Genomic DNA, 16,729 nt, shown 5'->3' on the forward strand with positions numbered 1-16,729 from the left:
CATGGAAACCCGAGCCCATCATGTATTGATCGGCCTGTTCACCGTGATTGTGGTGGCGGGCGCCCTGCTCTTCGGCTTGTGGCTGGCCAAGTCCAGCGTCGACACCGAGTTCAAGGATTACGAAGTGGTCTTCAACGAGGCGGTCAGCGGCCTGTCCAAGGGCAGTTCCGTGCAGTACAGCGGGATCAAGGTTGGCGACGTGGTGACGTTGCGCCTGGACCCCAAAGACCCACGCCGGGTGCTGGCGCGAATTCGCCTGGGCGGTGACACTCCGGTCAAGGAAGACACCCAGGCCAAGCTCGCACTGACCGGCGTGACTGGCACTTCGATCATCCAGCTCAGCGGCGGTACGCCACAAAGCCCGGCGCTCAAGGGCAAGGACGGCAATCTGCCGACCATCGTAGCCTCCCCCTCGCCTATCGCGCGCCTGCTCAATGACAGCAATGACCTGATGTCTGGCGTAAATACATTGATGCAAAACGCCAACCTGCTGTTCTCCACGGAAAACGTCGAGCGCATCAGCAAGACGCTGGAGCATCTGGAACAGACCACCGGCACCATCGCCGATCAGCGTGGCGATATCCGTCAGGCGATGCAGCAACTGGCGTCGGTGGGCAAGCAAGCCAACACCATGCTGGATCAAACCACGGCGTTGATGCGCAACGCCAATGGCCTGCTCAATGACCATGGCAAGCAGGCCATCGGCAGCGCCGAACAGGCAATGAAGTCGCTGGAGCAGTCCACGGCGACGATCAACAAGTTGCTCGTCACCAATCAGGAGTCGCTCAACAACGGCATGCAGGGCCTCAACGGCCTGGCCCCGGCCGTTCGCGAGCTGCGCGAAACCCTGACTTCATTGCGCGCCATCTCTCAGCGCCTGGAGGCAAACCCCAGCGGTTACCTGCTGGGCAGCGACAAGAATAAGGAATTCACCCCATGAAACTGACTCGTATCGCCCTCCTCGCCGGCTTCACGCTGATCAGTTCGTGCTCGATTCTGCCCAAGCCAGAGCCGTTCGATGTGTATCGATTGCCTTCGGCCCAGAGCAACGTGTCAGCCAGTCATGGCACGCCGCAACGCTGGTCGTTGCGCTTGAATAAGCTCCACGCCAGTGATGCGTTGGACGGCCCGAACATTGCGGTAATTCCTCAAGGCGATCTGATCAGCACCTACAAAGGCTCACGCTGGAGTGACCCGGCACCGGTGCTACTGCGCAATCGTCTGCTGGACGGCTTCCAGCAGGACGGCCGGGTACCGCTGCTGAGCACCGATGACAGTATTTTCCACGCGGACCTGGAGTTGGGTGGCCATTTGCAGTCGTTTCAGACCGAATATCAGGGCACGACCGCTAGCGTGGTCGTGAGCCTGGATGCCGTGCTGGTGCGTGGCTACGATCAGCGAATCCTCGCCAGCCGGCGCTTCGAAGTGCGCCAGCCGTTGAGCGATGTGAAGGTGCCGGCGGTAGTGGTCGGGTTTGGCCAGGCGAGTGACCAATTGACGGTGCAGGTGGTGAATTGGGCGGTTGAGCAAGGGCAAAAATCCGCCCCGCCACCTAAACCCTGAAACCAACACGGACCCCTTGTAGGCGTGAGCAGGCTCACTCCTACAGGGGATCGTGGTTAACCGAAGAACCAGTAACAAACCCCGATGGCGCCAAGCACCCCGGCCAATTCAGCCAGCAACGCACACCCCACCGCATGCCGCGCGCGCTGGATGCCTACCGCGCCGAAGTACACCGCCAGCACATAGAACGTCGTCTCGGTGCTGCCCTGGACCGTGGCCGCCACCAGCGCCGGGAAGCTGTCTACGCCGGACGTCTTCATGGTTTCGATCAGCATCGCCCGCGCGGCGCTGCCGGAGAACGGTTTGACCATGGCAGTCGGCAAGGCATCGACGAATCGCGTGTCCCAACCGGCCCACTCCACCAGATGACGAATGCCATCCAGGCCAAAATCCAGCGCGCCGGACGCCCGTAGTACGCCCACCGCGCAGAGCATCGCCACCAGGTATGGCAGCAGATTCTTGGCCACGTCGAAGCCTTCTTTGGCGCCTTCGACGAACGCTTCGTAGACCTTCACTTTGCGTAACGCGCCAATCACCAGGAACAGCATGATCAGCCCGAATAGCGTCAGGTTGCCGAGGATGGACGACAAACCGGCCAGCGCCGTCGCCGACATCGTCGCCAGCAGCGCCATGAAGCCACCGAGGACGAGGGCGCCGGGAATCAGATACGCCAGCACCACCGGGTCCCAGATGCGCAGGCGTTGCATGAACGCGACTGAGAGGAAGCCGACAATGGTCGAACAACTGGTGGCCAGCAGGATGGGCAAGAACACCAGCGTCGGGTCCGGCGCACCTTGCTGGGCGCGGTACATGAAGATCGTTACCGGCAGCAGGGTCAGGGAGGAGGCGTTGAGCACCAGGAACAGGATCTGTGCGTTGCTGGCCACGGTGGCGCTGGGATTGAGCTCTTGCAGCGCCTTCATCGCCTTGAGGCCGATCGGTGTGGCGGCATTGTCCAGGCCCAGGCCGTTGGCGGCGAAGTTCAGGGTGATCAGGCCGATGGCCGGGTGACCGGGCGGCACTTCCGGCATCAATCGCAGGAACAACGGCCCCAGCGCCTTGGCCAGCCACTCGACAATCCCGGCTTTCTCGGCAATGCGCAGAAAACCGAGCCAGAGGGTGAGGGTGCCGAACAGCAATACCATCACTTCCACCGACAGCTTGGCCATGGCGAAAATGCTTTCCACCATCGCCGCGAAGATCCCGGCGTTACCGCCGATCAGCCATTGCGCCAGCGCCGAAACGGCCGCCACGATGAAAAAGCCAAGCCACAGGCCATTAAGCATCAGTCAAATCCCCCGGAAGATGCGGCGAATGATAGCGGGGTAGCCAGAAACGACAAACCCCGGATTTCTCCGGGGTTTGTTTAGACGCGTAACCGCACTTGTAGGAGCAAGGCTTGCCCGCGATCGGGGCGCCTCGGTTTATCAGATGCACCGCGTTATCGTTCATCGCGGGCAAGCCATGCTCCTACAGGGGGCGTGATCAGTTGCGGGTGGTTTCACCTGCCGGCAGCTTTTCCTTGCTGCGCCAGTGCGGCAGGGAGTTCCAGTAGCGCTGACCCTTGGCATCGTCATACATGCCTTCCCAACGTGCGATGACCAGCACGGCGAGGGCGTTGCCGATGACGTTCAGTGCGGTACGGGCCATGTCCATGATGCGGTCGACGCCGGCGATGAATGCCAGGCCTTCCAACGGAATCCCCACGCTGCCCAAGGTGGCCAGCAACACCACGAAGGACACGCCTGGAACGCCGGCGATGCCTTTGGAGGTGACCATCAGGGTCAGTACCAGCAACAACTGCTGGCTGATCGACAGGTCGATGCCGTACAGCTGGGCAATGAAGATGGCCGCGATGCTTTGGTACAGAGTCGAGCCGTCGAGGTTGAACGAGTAGCCGGTTGGAACCACGAAGCTGCAAATGGCTTTCGGCGCGCCGTAGGCTTCCATTTTCTCGATCACACGCGGCAGCACGGTTTCGGAACTGGCGGTGGAGTAGGCCAGCACCAGCTCATCCTTGAAGATGCGGATCAGCTTGATCACCGAGAAGCCGAACAGGCGAGCGATCAGGCCCAGCACCACAAACGCGAAGAAGGCGATGGCGAAGTACACCAGCACCACCAGCTTGGCCAGCGGCAGCAGGGACGCGAAGCCAAAGTTGGCCACGGTCACCGCGATCAAGGCGAACACGCCGATCGGGGCGTAGTTCATGATCATGTGAGTGACCTTGAACATGCTTTCCGATACGCCCTGGAACATCTTCACCAGCGGCTCGCGCAGGTCCGATTGCAGGCTCGACAGACCGAGGCCGAACAACACGGAGAAGAAGATGATCGGCAGCATCTCGCCGCGCGCCATGGCCGCGAAGATGTTCGACGGGATCAGGTTGAGGATGGTTTCGACGAACGCGTGTTCATGCTGAACCTCGGCGGCCGTGGCCTGGTACTTGGAAATATCCACGGTACCCAGGGTGCTCATGTCGATGCCGGTGCCCGGATGGAACACGTTGGCCAGCACCAGACCCACCAGAATCGCGATGGTGGTGACGATTTCGAAGTAGACGATGGTCTTCAGGCCGATGCGCCCGAGCTTCTTCGCGTCGCCGACGCCAGCGATACCGACGATCAGCGAGGAAATCACGATCGGGATCACGATCATCTTGATCAGACGGATAAAGATATCGCCTGCCGGTTGCAAGACGTTGCTGATCCACCAGGCTTTTTCGGCACTGAAATGGTTGAGCAGCGCACCAATTGCAATCCCCAATACCAGACCGATGAGGATCTGCCAGGCGAGGCTAAGCTTTGCCTTCTTCATATCATTACCCTTACTTGCGTTTGACTCAGACAGACGCGGTCACTGGAACGCTTGTGGCGAAAAAGTGTTTGCATCTGCCCCCGTATAAGGAGCCCCGGAGCGCTTGTTATGGCTCTCTGGCAGGCGAAAAAAGGCGCAACTATTCCGATGCAAGGGGGCGACGTCTAATGCCGTAAACGCCTACCCTATGCCGAATCGGCATGAGCTTTTCTAAATGAAACTGGCGTCCCAACCGGTTCGAATACGACATTTCGGCAGCTATAAGTGCCGCGAACCGGCCATTTCAGAGGAGGTTGGGTATTTTTCGTGCGAAGGATCACGGGCTAAAAATTCAGAAAAAACCTACGTTTAGCCGCGAAAAATTAGTGTTATTTGTTCACAGCTTTCTCGATATACGGTCGCGAAGAACCATAAGAAACACTGCGTAATGTTTTTGCGGGGATTTAGCGGAAACAGCATAGGGATATAAAAGCCGTTGTCTGGGGGACAATGCGTGCAGCGAGTGAAGCTCTCCGCAAATTCGCCGAGTCCCGATGACCCGGCGAACTTGCGTCGCAGCTTTTGCCTGACCCGGCCCTTGCGCAGGTACTCCCTGTACCCGTAGGTCACTCCGACCCTGTAACAGTCAGAACGTCCCGGCCCCATGGTCATGCGTCTACCTTCTTCGGGTAGCGCAGTAGAAAGAAGCATGGTGCTTCTTTCATATGACGAATTCGCTACCAGTGCGGATTTTTTTGAGCCGTTCCATCAATCAGTCCTGCATGCCCTGATCGCACTTACTTCACCACGCCGCTTTTGCGACGGCACTACCGCCCAGAAGCTGGGCGGCTGCCCGTGTCTTTTGACATAACCCTAAAGTTCACCCTCGGCCGCGACGGCCAAAGAAGAAGGAGGCGATGAACATCACCAGGAACACGACAAAGAGAATCTTGGCGATACCCGTGGCGGTGCCCGCGATACCACCGAAGCCCAGTACTGCAGCGATGATGGCAATGATCAAGAATGTGATTGCCCAGCTCAACATGGTGATTCTCCTTACGCTTCATTATTTAGAAGTGTCGCTTGTGGTGCTTTTCCCGGCGCGCGGTGCACGCCAAGTTCGTTTACCTAGAACACCCAACGCTCCTGGCGCGGCAGCTCATCCAGCGGTTGAGGCTGGTCGACATCCATCATCCGCATGGGAGCGGTGTCAGCCAGGTTGCTGCTGGCGGCGCTGAAGTGGGTTTGAGCTGCATGTTGAATCGACACGTGCGGCGTCTCTGGCTGCTGGCTCTGTTCCCAACGAAGGAACTGTTGGCCGGTGATCAGCGTGATCAGCAATGCCAGCACAACAAACAAGCCTTGTTGGATGTGCAGTGGCGAGATACGCATTTGGGCGGCACGGTGGCTATTCATCCTGTAGCTCCTCCCACTTTGGTGGTGATCTGTCAGGCGGTTATTTAAATGCCCTGATTACCCAGACCATTGCAGTCGGCATGCCAGCTTTTTTTGCACATAAAATTCAACAAAAACAATTAGTTATAAAGTTTGTGCAAATCGATTGCGACGCATCCTGCACGATGACCCCGGCAGGGTCGTGCGAATTGCACGATAGATTCACCGCCGCTTTGATTATTTTTGAATTGAGCGACCAGCGCAGATGTCAGAGAGGGAGGCGGGCATTCGCCTGGAACCCGATGTTTGGGTAAAAAACCAGACTATTCAGTGGATTAGGCAAGGTGACAGTAGATAGCTACCCTGCCAGTGCTGGAATGGATCAGAATCGACCATGCAACTTGCCCGATTTATCCGGGACTAACCAAGATAATCACTAAAGGAGCGTAGGAATATGGAATCAGCCACTGTGCATCAAGGCCGCATTCTGCTGGTGGACGATGAGTCCGCGATCCTGCGAACCTTCCGTTACTGCCTCGAAGATGAAGGCTATAGCGTCTCCACCGCGACCAGCGCGGCCCAGGCCGACGCCTTGTTGCAGCGTCAGGTGTTCGATCTTTGCTTCCTTGATTTGCGCCTCGGTGAGGACAATGGCCTGGATGTCCTGGCGCAAATGCGCATCCAGGCGCCATGGATGCGGGTGGTGATCGTCACTGCGCACTCAGCCGTGGACACGGCAGTCGATGCGATTCAGGCAGGGGCTGCCGACTACCTCGTCAAGCCGTGCAGCCCCGATCAATTGCGCCTGGCCACCGCCAAGCAATTGGAAGTGCGGCAGCTGTCCGCTCGCCTGGAGGCCCTTGAGGGGGAGGTGCGTAAACCCAAGGATGGTCTGGATTCCCACAGCCCGGCCATGAAGGTGGTGCTCGAAACCGCCCGCCAGGTCGCCAACACGGATGCCAACATTCTGATTCTGGGGGAGTCCGGCACCGGTAAGGGAGAACTGTCCCAGGCCATCCACGGCTGGAGCAAGCGTCAGAAAAAGTCCTGCATCACGATCAATTGCCCGTCCTTGACCGCCGAACTTATGGAAAGCGAACTTTTCGGTCACAGTCGTGGCGCCTTTACCGGTGCCAGCGAAAGCACGTTGGGGCGCGTCAATCAGGCTGACGGTGGCACGCTGTTTCTCGACGAGATCGGCGATTTTCCGTTGGTTTTACAACCCAAACTGTTGCGATTCATTCAGGACAAGGAATACGAGCGGGTGGGCGACCCGGTGACCCGCCGCGCCGATGTGCGCATTCTCGCGGCGACTAACCAGAACCTTGAAGACATGGTGCGCGACGGCCGATTCCGCGAAGACTTGCTCTATCGCCTGAACGTGATCACGTTGCACCTGCCGCCGCTGCGCGAACGCCGTGAAGACATCCTGACGCTGGCCGACCGTTTCCTGGCCCGTTTCGTCAAGGAATACGCGCGCCCGGCCCGGGCCTTCAGCGATGAGGCCCGCGAGGCGTTGCTGGGTTATCGCTGGCCCGGCAACATCCGCGAACTACGCAACGTGGTGGAGCGGGCAAGCATCATCTGTCCGCAAGAACGAGTCGAAATCAGCCATTTGGGCATGGCCGAAGCGCCGGTCAACAATGCGCCACGCATCGGTGCGGCGTTGAGCCTGGATGAACTGGAAAAAGCCCACATCGGTGCAGTGCTCGCCACGGCGGATACACTGGATCAGGCAGCCAAGACACTGGGTATTGATGCCTCGACCCTGTACCGCAAACGCAAGCAGTACAACTTGTGAGCTGCTGACCGATGAGACTGGCGATGAAGCTGCGTACTCGGCTGTTTTTGAGTATTTCTGCACTGATCACCGTGGCGCTGCTGGGGCTGTTGCTCGGACTGGTCAGCGTGATGCAGATGGCCGGCTCTCAGGAAGTGCTTGTTCGCGACAACTTCGTCACCCTGGACCTGGGACTCAAACTACGCCAGGCCTTGGGCGATCAATTGATGGTCATGGTCAGCGAGAAGCCTGATGCCGAAAAATTCGAGGCGGCCAGAAAGCACTATATGGAATTGCTCGAGGAAGGTATCGCGCTCGAGCAATCCGGTAATGGTAGTGAGTACGGGTTCAGGCAGGCCAAGGATGACTATCTCAGTTTTATTCAGGCCTACGACCACGTCACGGATCCCACCAAGGTATTGAATGGCAATGACGTCCTGACGGAAAAATTCAACACCCTGCGCAATGGTCTGCTCACTGAACACAAACGCGCACTGGATAACATCAATGACACCGAGCGCCAGTCCCGGGAGCGCGCGCTGCTGATCGCCGGGCTTCTCGGGTTGGTGGGATTGGCCGTGTTGATCATCGGGTTCGTGACAGCCCATGGGATTGCACGGCGATTCGGGACTCCGATCGAAGCCTTGGCCCAGGCCGCCGATAATATTGGCAGGGGCAATTTCGAGGTGACCCTGCCGATTTCATCCGCCGTGGAAATGAATCTGCTGACCAAGCGTTTCGGGATCATGGCCGAGGCATTGCGTGAACACCAGGCCACCAACGTCGACGAGTTGCTCGCCGGTCAACAACGCCTGCAAGCTGTACTCGACAGCATCGACGATGGCTTGTTGATGATCGATCGCGAAGGTCATCTTGAACACCTCAATCCGGTGGCTCAGCGCCAGTTGGGTTGGGAAACCGATCGTCTCGGCCAAGGGCTGGGCGCAGCCCTCGAACGTCCCGAGCTGGATGAACAGCTGCAACTGGTGCTGCGAGGTGGAACGCTGGAGCGTGCACCGGAAGACTTGAGCATCGAGGTCGATGGCGAGTCGAGGTTGCTGACCTACAGCCTGACGCCGGTCAGCCATACCCAAGGTCACATCCTTGGTGCGGTGATGGTGTTGCATGACGTGACCGAACAGCGTGCGTTTGAACGGGTGCGCAGCGAGTTTGTCCTGCGTGCGTCCCATGAGTTGCGAACGCCGGTCACCGGCATGCACATGGCCTTTGGTCTGTTTCGCGAGCGGGCGAAATTTGCGCAGGATTCGCGCGAAGCCGACTTGCTGGATACCGTGAATGAAGAAATGCAGCGCTTGATGCAATTGATCAACGACCTGCTGAATTTCTCTCGCTACCAGAACGGATTGCAGAAACTGACTTTGGCACCATGTTCCATCGAGGATCTACTGTCGCAGGCTCAGGCGCGTTTTGCCGAAGCCGCAGCAGAGCAGGGGATTGAATTGCGGGTTGAAGTACAGGGGCCGCTGCCCCGACTGCAGGCCGATCAACCGCAATTGGATCGGGTGCTCGACAACTTGATCGACAATGCTTTGCGCCATACCGCACGGGAAGGGCTGATTCGGTTGCAGGCCCGGCGCCACGGCGAGCGGGTGATTATCAGTGTCGAGGACAACGGCGAAGGAATCGCCTATGGCCAGCAAGGGCGGATTTTCGAGCCCTTTGTCCAGGTCGGCCGCAAGAAGGGCGGGGCCGGGTTGGGTTTGGCACTGTGCAAGGAAATCGTGCAGTTGCATGGTGGGCGGATGGGCGTCTATTCACGGCCGGGGCAGGGCACTCAGTTCTACATGGCGCTGGCGGTGTAAGTTGTTTTCACGGTTCGTCGTTCATGCGTCGGCCCGACATTCGGCGCCCACGGGTGATCAGTTCAATGAACTGCACGGCGCTCAAGGCATGAGCGAATAGCCAGCCCTGACCGAATTTCACCCCTTCGCTGCTTAGAAACGCCGCCTGGGCTTCATGCTCGATGCCTTCGGCGATCACCCTGAGTTGCAGCGCTTGTGCCATGTGAATGATATGCGGTGCCACGCCGCTGCTGGCGGCGTCATGGCCCAGGGCGTCGATAAACGCCTTGTCGATCTTCAGGCAGTCCACCGGCAGGGTTTGCAGGTACGCGAGGCTGCAATAGCCGGTGCCAAAGTCATCAATCAGCACTTGATGCCCGACATCGCGCAACGCTTGCAGGTTTTCCCTGGCCACCACCACGTCAATCAAACCCCGTTCGGTCACCTCGAAGGCAATCTGTTTGGCAGCGACGCGGTGTAGCGACAGCAGGCGGGCCATCACCTGGCCGATACGTGGCACCATCACATCGCATGCCGCCAGGTTAACCGAGATGTACAACTGCGGGTTGGCGCGTAGCAATTGACCCAGTTGCTCGAGCAGGCGCTGCAGGACGAAATCGGTCATCTGCCGGATCTGGCCAGTGTTTTCCGCCATCGGAATAAACAGATCGGGGCTGGTCAGTGAGCCGTCGGGCCTTCGCCAGCGCAGCAACGCTTCGGCACCGACACAATTGCGGCTGTCGAGATCGAAGATCGGTTGGTACAACACCTGCAGCTCGCCCCGCCGTATGGCTCCGTGTAGCTCGGCGTCCAGCGACTGGCGCTGACGCACCAGTAGAAACACCAGAAAACCGACAATAATGCCCAACACGAGACTGGCAGGAAGAAGCCACCACCACACCGCCGGCACGTGCATGCCGGTGCGCGGTGTGATCAGGACCAATTGGTATTCCGGATTGTCGGTCGGCATGCGGTAAATCAAACGAGTTTGCGTGACTTGCAGTGCGTCGCGGCTTTTGGGGGTCCAGGATTCCGTCGGCGGCCAGACCTGGGCGGCACCCAGGACGGGAATGGCGCGAGTACCGTGGTCCAGCACCACCAGCAAACTGCTACCGGGCGACAAGTCGACCATGTCCGTCAAATGCCCGCGAGACGTCGCCACCCGGAAATTGCCCCTGCCAAGCATCAGCGCGGCCCGGTTTTCATCGGGCTCTGTCGTGGTATTCAGCCAGTAGCTGTAGGTGGGGCCTCTGATATCGGGAGGTCGCAGGCGCGAAAGGCCTTCCTGGCGAGGACGGTTGGAGCACAGGCGTGACGCATCGATGTAGGCCGCTTCGTAGACAAAGCGGTAATTGAAACTGACCTGTTGCAAGGTCGCGATCATTTCATCATCGCAGCCTCTCAGCGGCTGGGCTTCCAGGTCGTCGAGGCTTTCGCGCAGCTGCCCGAACAGCTGTTCCAGGCGGGCGAGGAAGCGTTCGCCCTGAGCATTCATTTCCTCGCTTTCGCTCTGTTCGACTTGATGCATCGCCACGAACAGGCTGCCGGCCATCAAAATAGCTGCACTCAGGACAGCAGCTAGCATCGCCAAAAACCAGGGGCGATAGAACCAGCTACGGAGTGTCTCTCGAGCTACAGCCATCATAGATATCCGAAGAATTACCAATGAGTTATAGCTGCTGATGGGGAAAAAGCTCTTACCGTCGGACGGGTGCCATTATTTTGTCTGATTCAAGACTTGCAGGAGCGCCGCGGTTTCAGCGTCCGGGGTGCCATCGAAACGGGAGGGGCGGAAATGCATCTGAAAAGCCGCCAGTACCTGACGCGTCGCTACGTCCAGCTCACCGGTTTGTGGCGTGGCATATCCCAGCGTTGCCAGTTGCCCCTGAAACCAGCTGATGCTCGGCAGTTGTGCGGCAAACCGTACTTGCTGGCGCGCAACGGCCTGTTGGTTTGGCCAGATACCAAGGCCTTCGGCGGCCAGGCGTTTCCAGGGGAACAGCGGACCGGGATCGAGCTTGCGCCCCGGCGCAATGTCGCTGTGGCCGATGATGGCGCGGGGATTGATGTGGTAACGCTTGCTGATGTCCTTGAGCAGGACGATCAACGATTGCACTTGATCTTCGCTGTAGGGGTACCACTGGCGCCCGGTGGGAGTGTCTTTGAAGCCAGGGTTGACGATCTCGATGCCGATGGAGCTGGAGTTCAGCCACGTCCGGCCTTGCCATTCGCTTTCACCCGCATGCCAGGCGCGATAATTTTCATCCATCAGCTTATAGATGGTGGCGCCCTTGTCGTCGCCAATCAGGTAATGACTGCTGACTTCACCATGGGTCAGCAACTGCAGTGAGCGCTCTAGCGAGGCGTTGGTGTAATGCACCACCACGAACTGGATACGGCTGTCGTAATTGGCCGAAGGATGGCTGGTGTCGATCCGGGGACCGCTGGCGCAACCGGCCAACAGCAACGACACAATGAGAGCTAGATATTTCATGGCAAGAGACAGTACACACAAGACAGTAATGCAACAGTGTAACGTACTGCCTTGTGTGCCGACGGCAAATGCTCGGTTTTAAACAAAATGGAACAATTGGCCGTTAGCCGGCCTCCACACGATTGCGCCCGGCGTTTTTCGCACGATACAGCGCCTGATCGGCTCTTTTCAGCGCCATATCGCTATGTTCGCCGGGTTTGAATGCTGTAAGCCCCATCGAAATAGTGATGGTGACTCGCTCACCTTTGAAGTGGAAAGGGCAGGCTTCGATCGCGGCGCGCAAGGTTTCCAACAGTTTTGCACCGACTGCTGGCACCGTGCCGGGCATCATGAGAACGAACTCCTCGCCGCCAAACCGTGCGATGAAATCAGTCCCGCGCAGTCGCTTGCGCAGCACGTTGGCGATGATTTTCAGCACCTTGTCGCCGGCCAGATGGCCATAGTTGTCGTTGATGCTTTTGAAATGATCGAGATCAAGCATGGCCAGCAGCAAGGTATTGCCGTGCCGCTGCCACTGGCCGATTTCGTGCTCCAGGCGTTCGCTCCAGGCGGCGCGATTGGGCAGGCCAGTGAGCGGGTCGATCAAGGCCTTCTGGCGCTGTTCTTCAAGGTGTTCACGGTAACCCAGCGCTTCCTGTTCCATGTGCGCCACCCGTTCGGCCAGGCTGTGTAACCGGGCCGCAACCTCCTGCTCACGCTCGTCGCGTTGTTTCTGGTGATGGTCCATGGTGCCGAGCAGGCCTTCAAGGTGACTCTCCAGTACCTGCTTGAGATCGTCCAGGTCCGCCGCTTCGTGCATGCTGCTTTGCAGGCCATCGACCTGTTCGCGGATTTGCGAATCCATCTGGCGCGCCGCTGAACGGCTGTCCGCGTGTCCTTCGCTAGCGGCCTGCAAGTTACTCTGGAAGGACTCCAGGCGTTCATTGAGTTGCTGTAAATAGACTTCGAATTCGTGTTGACCGCTGTCGTTGATCGCCAGCATCAAGGTCGCCAAATCGTCGAGGATCGGGATCAATTCGTACCAGTTCAAACCGTTTTGAAGGCGATCGCGCATCGCTTCAGCTTGTGGGCGGTGGCGTTCAGGTAACGTCAGGTCCTCGAGAAGACCCAGCAGCGTGTCTTCGATGTGCTTGGCGACGGAGCTATAGGACGGCTCTGGTGAGTCGGGCAAGGCGTAGAGGAAGTGCTCTGGTTCAGTGTGTTCCGTATGGATCAACTCGTCAGGATTGATTGCCGAAGTGGCTGGTGCAAGGACGGGAAGGGCGGGCACTTCCAGGACTTCAATGTCTGACGGCGTGTGTGGTTCTGAAGCGGACGCGCATGGGGTGCCTGGGTGAAGGACGGGCGGGACAAACGCCACCACTTCAGCAGTGACTACCGGTGATGCTTCAATTTCCAGTGGCTCAGGTGCAGCCGCGTCGGGGAGAGGAGCATGTATTGCCGGCTGCTGGGTTGATCGCGTGTCCTCGTTGGGTGTGGGAACGACGGGCGCAATTTCGGTAGCCGTTTCCACAGGCTGCGCAGCCGGTGTGTGCACGGCTTGAGCAACCACTCGCGGAATGTCCTCATCCGCTTCGCGACCGCCGAACAGTCGCTGCAGAAAACCGGGGCGTTCAGGCTCGGCAGGGTTCTCCAATTGGTTCAAGGCTTTGCCTTGCAGGCCGCTCAGTTCACTGAGCAGTAACGGAATCTCACGGGCCTGACTGACTCTTCCATCGAGCCTTTTGGCAAAGCTCTTGAGCGGTCGACTCACTTCCCGGGGCAGCGGCAATGATTGCAGCTGCGTGACCAGCGCGGTCAGTGCGGCGCTGGTTTGATTGACCCGGGTTGCCCGGCGCTGCTCGGAATCGAGTACGGCTTTTTCCAGGCGCGGCAGCAGGGCGGCCAAACCGGCGTCCATGTCATCGGTACGCACGACTTCGCGCATTTCCTTCATGCATTGGTCGACGGCACGGTCCGTACCTTCTGCCGCCAGCGTGCTACGCACCAGCCCACGGCGCAACAGGTCGAGCCGGGCGTCCCAGCGACGTTCGAGCTTTTCCTGTTGTTCGATGTTTTTAAGGTATTTCTCTTTCCAGCGCTGTGTTTCGTCGCTCATTCATGGGATCCGCGAAGGGCAGGACTCAACGCGGGCAATGCATCGGCCGTGAGCGAACCCGGCAGACGAATTTCTACCGCGACCGGCAGGTGATCGGAAATGGGCTGTGCCAAGACCTCGACCTTTTCAAGGGTCAGCGTGGGGCTTAGCAGAATATGGTCCAGGCAGCGCTGTGGGCGCCAGCTGGGGAAGGTCGCTTCCAGTTGCGGCGCGAGCAGGCCGAGGTCGCGCAACGGGGAGTTTTGCAGCAAGTCGCTGGCATGGGTGTTCATGTCGCCCATCAGCACCTGGTGTTTATAGCCGCCAATCAACTCGCGGATATAGGCCAGTTGCATGCTGCGGGCGCGGGCACCGAGCGCAAGGTGCATCATGACCACCACCAGCGCTTCCGGACCTTCGCCGAAACGTACCAGAATCGCCCCGCGACCCTTGGGCCCCGGCAGCGGATGGTCCTCGATCACCCATGGGCGCAGGCGGCTGAGCACGCCATTGCTGTGCTGGCCGAGGCGTCCGAGATTGCGGTTGAGTTGTTGATACCAGTAAGGAAAGGCGCCGAGTTGGGCCAGGTGTTCGACTTGATTGACGTAGCCTGAGCGCAGACTGCCGCCATCGGCTTCCTGCAAGGCGACCAGATCGAAGTCGCCCAGCAGGTTGCCGATTTTTTGCAGATTGTCGGCACGCCCGGTATGCGGCAACACGTGTTGCCAACCCCGGGTCAGATAATGCCGGTACCGCTCGGTACTGATGCCGACCTGGATATTAAAACTGAGCAAGCGCAGACGACTGTCTGCGGGCAAGCCCGTCGACTCCAGATGATGTTCGTTGACCCGTGGATCATGCAGGCCAACGATGCGTTCAGTACCCCATCGGCGCATGGCAGAGGCAGCCCTTAGTTGGCGGCAGCCTTGTTAGCCGCTCGCTCTTTGTCGATCAGTTTGTCGGCCAGTTGCAGGGCTTGCTCGGCACCGCCGGCAGAGCCCACGTCGAAGCGATACTTGCCGTTGACTATCATGGTCGGAACGCCGGAGATTTCGTACTTTTTGGCCAGGTCAGTGGCCTTGACGATCTGGCCCTTGATGGCGAAGGAGTCGAAGGTGGCCAGGAACTTGTCCTTGTCTACGCCCTGAGTGGCCAGGAAGTCTGCCATTTCATTCTTGTCGACCAGCTTCTTGTGTTCTTTCTGAATTGCGTTGAACACCGCAGCGTGAACCTTGTTTTCGACGCCCATGGCTTCAAGGGTCAGGAACATCTGGCCGTGTGCGTTCCACGGACCGCCGAACATGGCCGGAATGCGGACGAAGTTGACGTCGGAAGGCAACTTCTCGACCCATGGATTGATCACTGGCTCAAAAGCGTAGCAGTGCGGGCAGCCATACCAGAACAGCTCGACGACTTCGATCTTGCCAGGCACGGCGACCGGAACCGGATTGCTCAGTTCGACGTAAGGGGCGGCGGGGGCTTCGGCGGCTTGGGCAGTCATGCCGAACAGGCTGGCAGCGACGAATGCGGCGCTGATGATCAGATTACGCATGCTTTACTCCTGGACAATTTTAGTCGCCTCGCGCGACCTGTTTTAAGACAGGTCATGGCGGGCGTGAGTTCTGTAGTGTAACGGCAGCGGCCACAAAAAAGGGCGGCCAAAGCCACCCTTTTTATGCTTGCATCGACGGATTAATCGAGCGTTAACGTTGCAGGAGGTGTCCATCGCTCGCAACGCTCGATCAACCGGCCTTAGTGCAGGCCTTGAATGTAACTGGACACTGCCGCGATGTCTTCGTCGCTCAGCTTTTTGGAGATGCTCTGCATCGGCTTGGTGTCGCCATCGTTGGTGCGTCCGCCTTCTTCCTTGCGGAAGTCGGTCAGTTGCTTGGCGACGTATTGAGCGTGCTGACCGCCCAGGTGCGGGAAGCCGGCAGCGGCGTTACCCGCGCCATTTGGCGAGTGGCAACCGGTGCAGGATGGCATGCCCTTGGCCAGGTCGCCGCCACGGAACAGGGCTTCACCGCGAGAAACGACTTTCGGGTCGGCGGCGCCAACGCTGCCTTTCTGGCTGGCGAAGTAGGCGGCGATATCGGCCAGGTCCTGGTCGCTCAGGTTGGTCAGCAGGCCGGTCATTTCCAGAACGGTGCGCTTGCCCGACTTGATGTCGTGCAGTTGCTTGGTCAGGTAGCGTTCACCTTGCCCGGCCAGTTTTGGAAAGTTAGGCGCCATGCTGTTGCCATCCGGGCCGTGGCAGGCGCCACAGACGGCGGCTTTTGCCTGGCCGGCTTTTGCGTCACCGGGCTGTACTGCACCATCTGCAGCATGGGCAATGCCAGAGATCCCCACGGTCAACAGCAGACTCACGATCAGTTTGTTCATCAGCTAATCCAACTACGGCTAAGGGTTAAAGAGTTATGGACCGGGATCACTCGCTCATCCACTGGATGATGGCCTGGTAATCCTCGGCACTGCAGTCCATGCACAAACCACGCGGCGGCATCGCCTTGAAACCCTGGGTCACGTGTTGCACCAGCGTCTCCATACCTTTCGCCAACCTCGGCGTCCAAGCTTCCTGATCGCCTTTTTGGGGCGCCATGGGTAGTTGGCCGGAATGACAGGCACCACAAACACGGTTGTACACAGCTTCCGGATCCTGTGTAGCCTGAGCGCTGTAAAGCGGTATCAAGACACCGGCAGCTAGCAGCCATTTCGTCATAAAACGACCTTTTCAGGGTTGAGAGCGTGCTACGTTCTAGTGCGCAATCATGGTCAATCGCTCTCGTGAACTTCATCCTTCGCTGGGACAAAGCGCACACAAA

At 58.8% G+C, this 16,729-nt stretch carries 15 protein-coding genes; 4 read left to right on the forward strand and 11 right to left on the reverse strand.

Features of this window, described 5'->3' with window-relative positions:
* Nucleotide 1 precedes the first annotated feature (1 nt).
* Together C7534_RS20800 and C7534_RS20805 are read left to right on the forward strand one after the other, a co-directional pair.
* Nucleotides 2-940: an MlaD family protein gene (locus C7534_RS20800; protein ID WP_109786885.1), complete on the forward strand. Its 939-nt coding sequence runs from the start codon at nt 2-4 to the stop codon at nt 938-940.
* Nucleotides 937-1,563 carry an ABC-type transport auxiliary lipoprotein family protein gene (locus C7534_RS20805; RefSeq protein WP_109786886.1) on the forward strand — a complete coding sequence of 209 codons (627 nt, stop codon included), beginning with the start codon at nt 937-939 and terminating at the stop codon, nt 1,561-1,563. The genes C7534_RS20800 and C7534_RS20805 overlap by 4 nt, the downstream gene beginning before the upstream one ends.
* A gap of 56 nt (nt 1,564-1,619) precedes the next feature.
* Here C7534_RS20805 and C7534_RS20810 read toward each other — a convergent pair whose 3' ends face one another.
* The 4 genes from C7534_RS20810 to C7534_RS20825 form a co-directional block, all read right to left on the reverse strand.
* Complete coding sequence (locus tag C7534_RS20810; protein ID WP_046031044.1) at nt 1,620-2,849, reverse strand: nucleoside recognition domain-containing protein; 1,230 nt, start codon at nt 2,847-2,849, stop codon at nt 1,620-1,622.
* Between the two features lie 199 nt (nt 2,850-3,048).
* On the reverse strand, nt 3,049-4,380 hold the full coding sequence (gene gltP / locus C7534_RS20815) for a glutamate/aspartate:proton symporter GltP (RefSeq protein WP_046031045.1): 1,332 nt from the start codon (nt 4,378-4,380) through the stop codon (nt 3,049-3,051).
* 859 nt (nt 4,381-5,239) lie between these two features.
* Entirely contained in the window at nt 5,240-5,404 is a 165-nt protein-coding gene (locus tag C7534_RS20820; protein ID WP_003177151.1) for a DUF1328 domain-containing protein, read from the reverse strand.
* A gap of 83 nt (nt 5,405-5,487) precedes the next feature.
* Nucleotides 5,488-5,775 carry a hypothetical protein gene (locus tag C7534_RS20825; protein WP_109786887.1) on the reverse strand — a complete coding sequence of 96 codons (288 nt, stop codon included), beginning with the start codon at nt 5,773-5,775 and terminating at the stop codon, nt 5,488-5,490.
* 433 nt (nt 5,776-6,208) lie between these two features.
* On the opposite strand from C7534_RS20825, the gene algB reads away from it, so the two are divergent.
* Both algB and C7534_RS20835 read left to right on the forward strand, forming a co-directional pair.
* A complete protein-coding gene (gene algB / locus C7534_RS20830; protein WP_046031047.1) occupies nt 6,209-7,555 on the forward strand; it encodes a sigma-54-dependent response regulator transcription factor AlgB in 1,347 nt (448 codons plus the stop codon).
* Nucleotides 7,556-7,566: 11 nt separating this feature from the next.
* Entirely contained in the window at nt 7,567-9,357 is a 1,791-nt protein-coding gene (locus C7534_RS20835; RefSeq protein WP_046031048.1) for an ATP-binding protein, read from the forward strand.
* Nucleotides 9,358-9,364: 7 nt separating this feature from the next.
* Here C7534_RS20835 and C7534_RS20840 read toward each other — a convergent pair whose 3' ends face one another.
* The 7 genes from C7534_RS20840 to C7534_RS20870 form a co-directional block, all read right to left on the reverse strand.
* Nucleotides 9,365-10,978, reverse strand: coding sequence for an EAL domain-containing protein (locus C7534_RS20840; RefSeq protein ID WP_109786888.1), 1,614 nt, complete (start codon nt 10,976-10,978; stop codon nt 9,365-9,367).
* 75 nt (nt 10,979-11,053) lie between these two features.
* Nucleotides 11,054-11,830 carry an N-acetylmuramoyl-L-alanine amidase gene (locus tag C7534_RS20845; RefSeq protein ID WP_046031050.1) on the reverse strand — a complete coding sequence of 259 codons (777 nt, stop codon included), beginning with the start codon at nt 11,828-11,830 and terminating at the stop codon, nt 11,054-11,056.
* 103 nt (nt 11,831-11,933) lie between these two features.
* Entirely contained in the window at nt 11,934-13,928 is a 1,995-nt protein-coding gene (locus tag C7534_RS20850; RefSeq protein ID WP_109786889.1) for a GGDEF domain-containing protein, read from the reverse strand.
* Nucleotides 13,925-14,803, reverse strand: a complete 879-nt coding sequence (locus C7534_RS20855; protein ID WP_046031052.1) for an endonuclease/exonuclease/phosphatase family protein — start codon at nt 14,801-14,803, stop codon at nt 13,925-13,927. The genes C7534_RS20850 and C7534_RS20855 overlap by 4 nt, the downstream gene beginning before the upstream one ends.
* 14 nt (nt 14,804-14,817) lie before the next feature.
* Complete coding sequence (locus C7534_RS20860) at nt 14,818-15,459, reverse strand: thiol:disulfide interchange protein DsbA/DsbL (RefSeq protein ID WP_109786890.1); 642 nt, start codon at nt 15,457-15,459, stop codon at nt 14,818-14,820.
* Between the two features lie 200 nt (nt 15,460-15,659).
* Nucleotides 15,660-16,289 (reverse strand): c-type cytochrome, encoded by a 630-nt coding sequence (locus C7534_RS20865; RefSeq protein ID WP_109786891.1) that lies wholly within the window; start codon nt 16,287-16,289, stop codon nt 15,660-15,662.
* A gap of 46 nt (nt 16,290-16,335) precedes the next feature.
* Entirely contained in the window at nt 16,336-16,626 is a 291-nt protein-coding gene (locus tag C7534_RS20870) for a c-type cytochrome (RefSeq protein WP_046031055.1), read from the reverse strand.
* Nucleotides 16,627-16,729: the final 103 nt, after the last annotated feature.

It is taken from the genome of Pseudomonas sp. OV226 (assembly GCF_003148705.1).
In the GTDB taxonomy this organism is placed as follows: Bacteria; Pseudomonadota; Gammaproteobacteria; order Pseudomonadales; family Pseudomonadaceae; genus Aquipseudomonas.

What these genes read in the sequence shown, in the direction of transcription:
- C7534_RS20865 (WP_109786891.1), bottom strand. Translation starts at nt 16,289, where the DNA reads ATGAACAAACTGATCGTGAGTCTGCTGTTGACCGTGGGGATCTCTGGC.
- C7534_RS20855 (WP_046031052.1), bottom strand. Translation starts at nt 14,803, where the DNA reads ATGCGCCGATGGGGTACTGAACGCATCGTTGGCCTGCATGATCCACGG.
- C7534_RS20870 (WP_046031055.1), bottom strand. Translation starts at nt 16,626, where the DNA reads ATGACGAAATGGCTGCTAGCTGCCGGTGTCTTGATACCGCTTTACAGC.
- C7534_RS20860 (WP_109786890.1), bottom strand. Translation starts at nt 15,459, where the DNA reads ATGCGTAATCTGATCATCAGCGCCGCATTCGTCGCTGCCAGCCTGTTC.
- C7534_RS20810 (WP_046031044.1), bottom strand. Translation starts at nt 2,849, where the DNA reads ATGCTTAATGGCCTGTGGCTTGGCTTTTTCATCGTGGCGGCCGTTTCG.
- C7534_RS20840 (WP_109786888.1), bottom strand. Translation starts at nt 10,978, where the DNA reads ATGGCTGTAGCTCGAGAGACACTCCGTAGCTGGTTCTATCGCCCCTGG.
- C7534_RS20800 (WP_109786885.1), top strand. Translation starts at nt 2, where the DNA reads ATGGAAACCCGAGCCCATCATGTATTGATCGGCCTGTTCACCGTGATT.
- C7534_RS20805 (WP_109786886.1), top strand. Translation starts at nt 937, where the DNA reads ATGAAACTGACTCGTATCGCCCTCCTCGCCGGCTTCACGCTGATCAGT.
- C7534_RS20850 (WP_109786889.1), bottom strand. Translation starts at nt 13,928, where the DNA reads ATGAGCGACGAAACACAGCGCTGGAAAGAGAAATACCTTAAAAACATC.
- C7534_RS20845 (WP_046031050.1), bottom strand. Translation starts at nt 11,830, where the DNA reads ATGAAATATCTAGCTCTCATTGTGTCGTTGCTGTTGGCCGGTTGCGCC.
- C7534_RS20835 (WP_046031048.1), top strand. Translation starts at nt 7,567, where the DNA reads ATGAGACTGGCGATGAAGCTGCGTACTCGGCTGTTTTTGAGTATTTCT.
- C7534_RS20820 (WP_003177151.1), bottom strand. Translation starts at nt 5,404, where the DNA reads ATGTTGAGCTGGGCAATCACATTCTTGATCATTGCCATCATCGCTGCA.
- gltP (WP_046031045.1), bottom strand. Translation starts at nt 4,380, where the DNA reads ATGAAGAAGGCAAAGCTTAGCCTCGCCTGGCAGATCCTCATCGGTCTG.
- algB (WP_046031047.1), top strand. Translation starts at nt 6,209, where the DNA reads ATGGAATCAGCCACTGTGCATCAAGGCCGCATTCTGCTGGTGGACGAT.
- C7534_RS20825 (WP_109786887.1), bottom strand. Translation starts at nt 5,775, where the DNA reads ATGAATAGCCACCGTGCCGCCCAAATGCGTATCTCGCCACTGCACATC.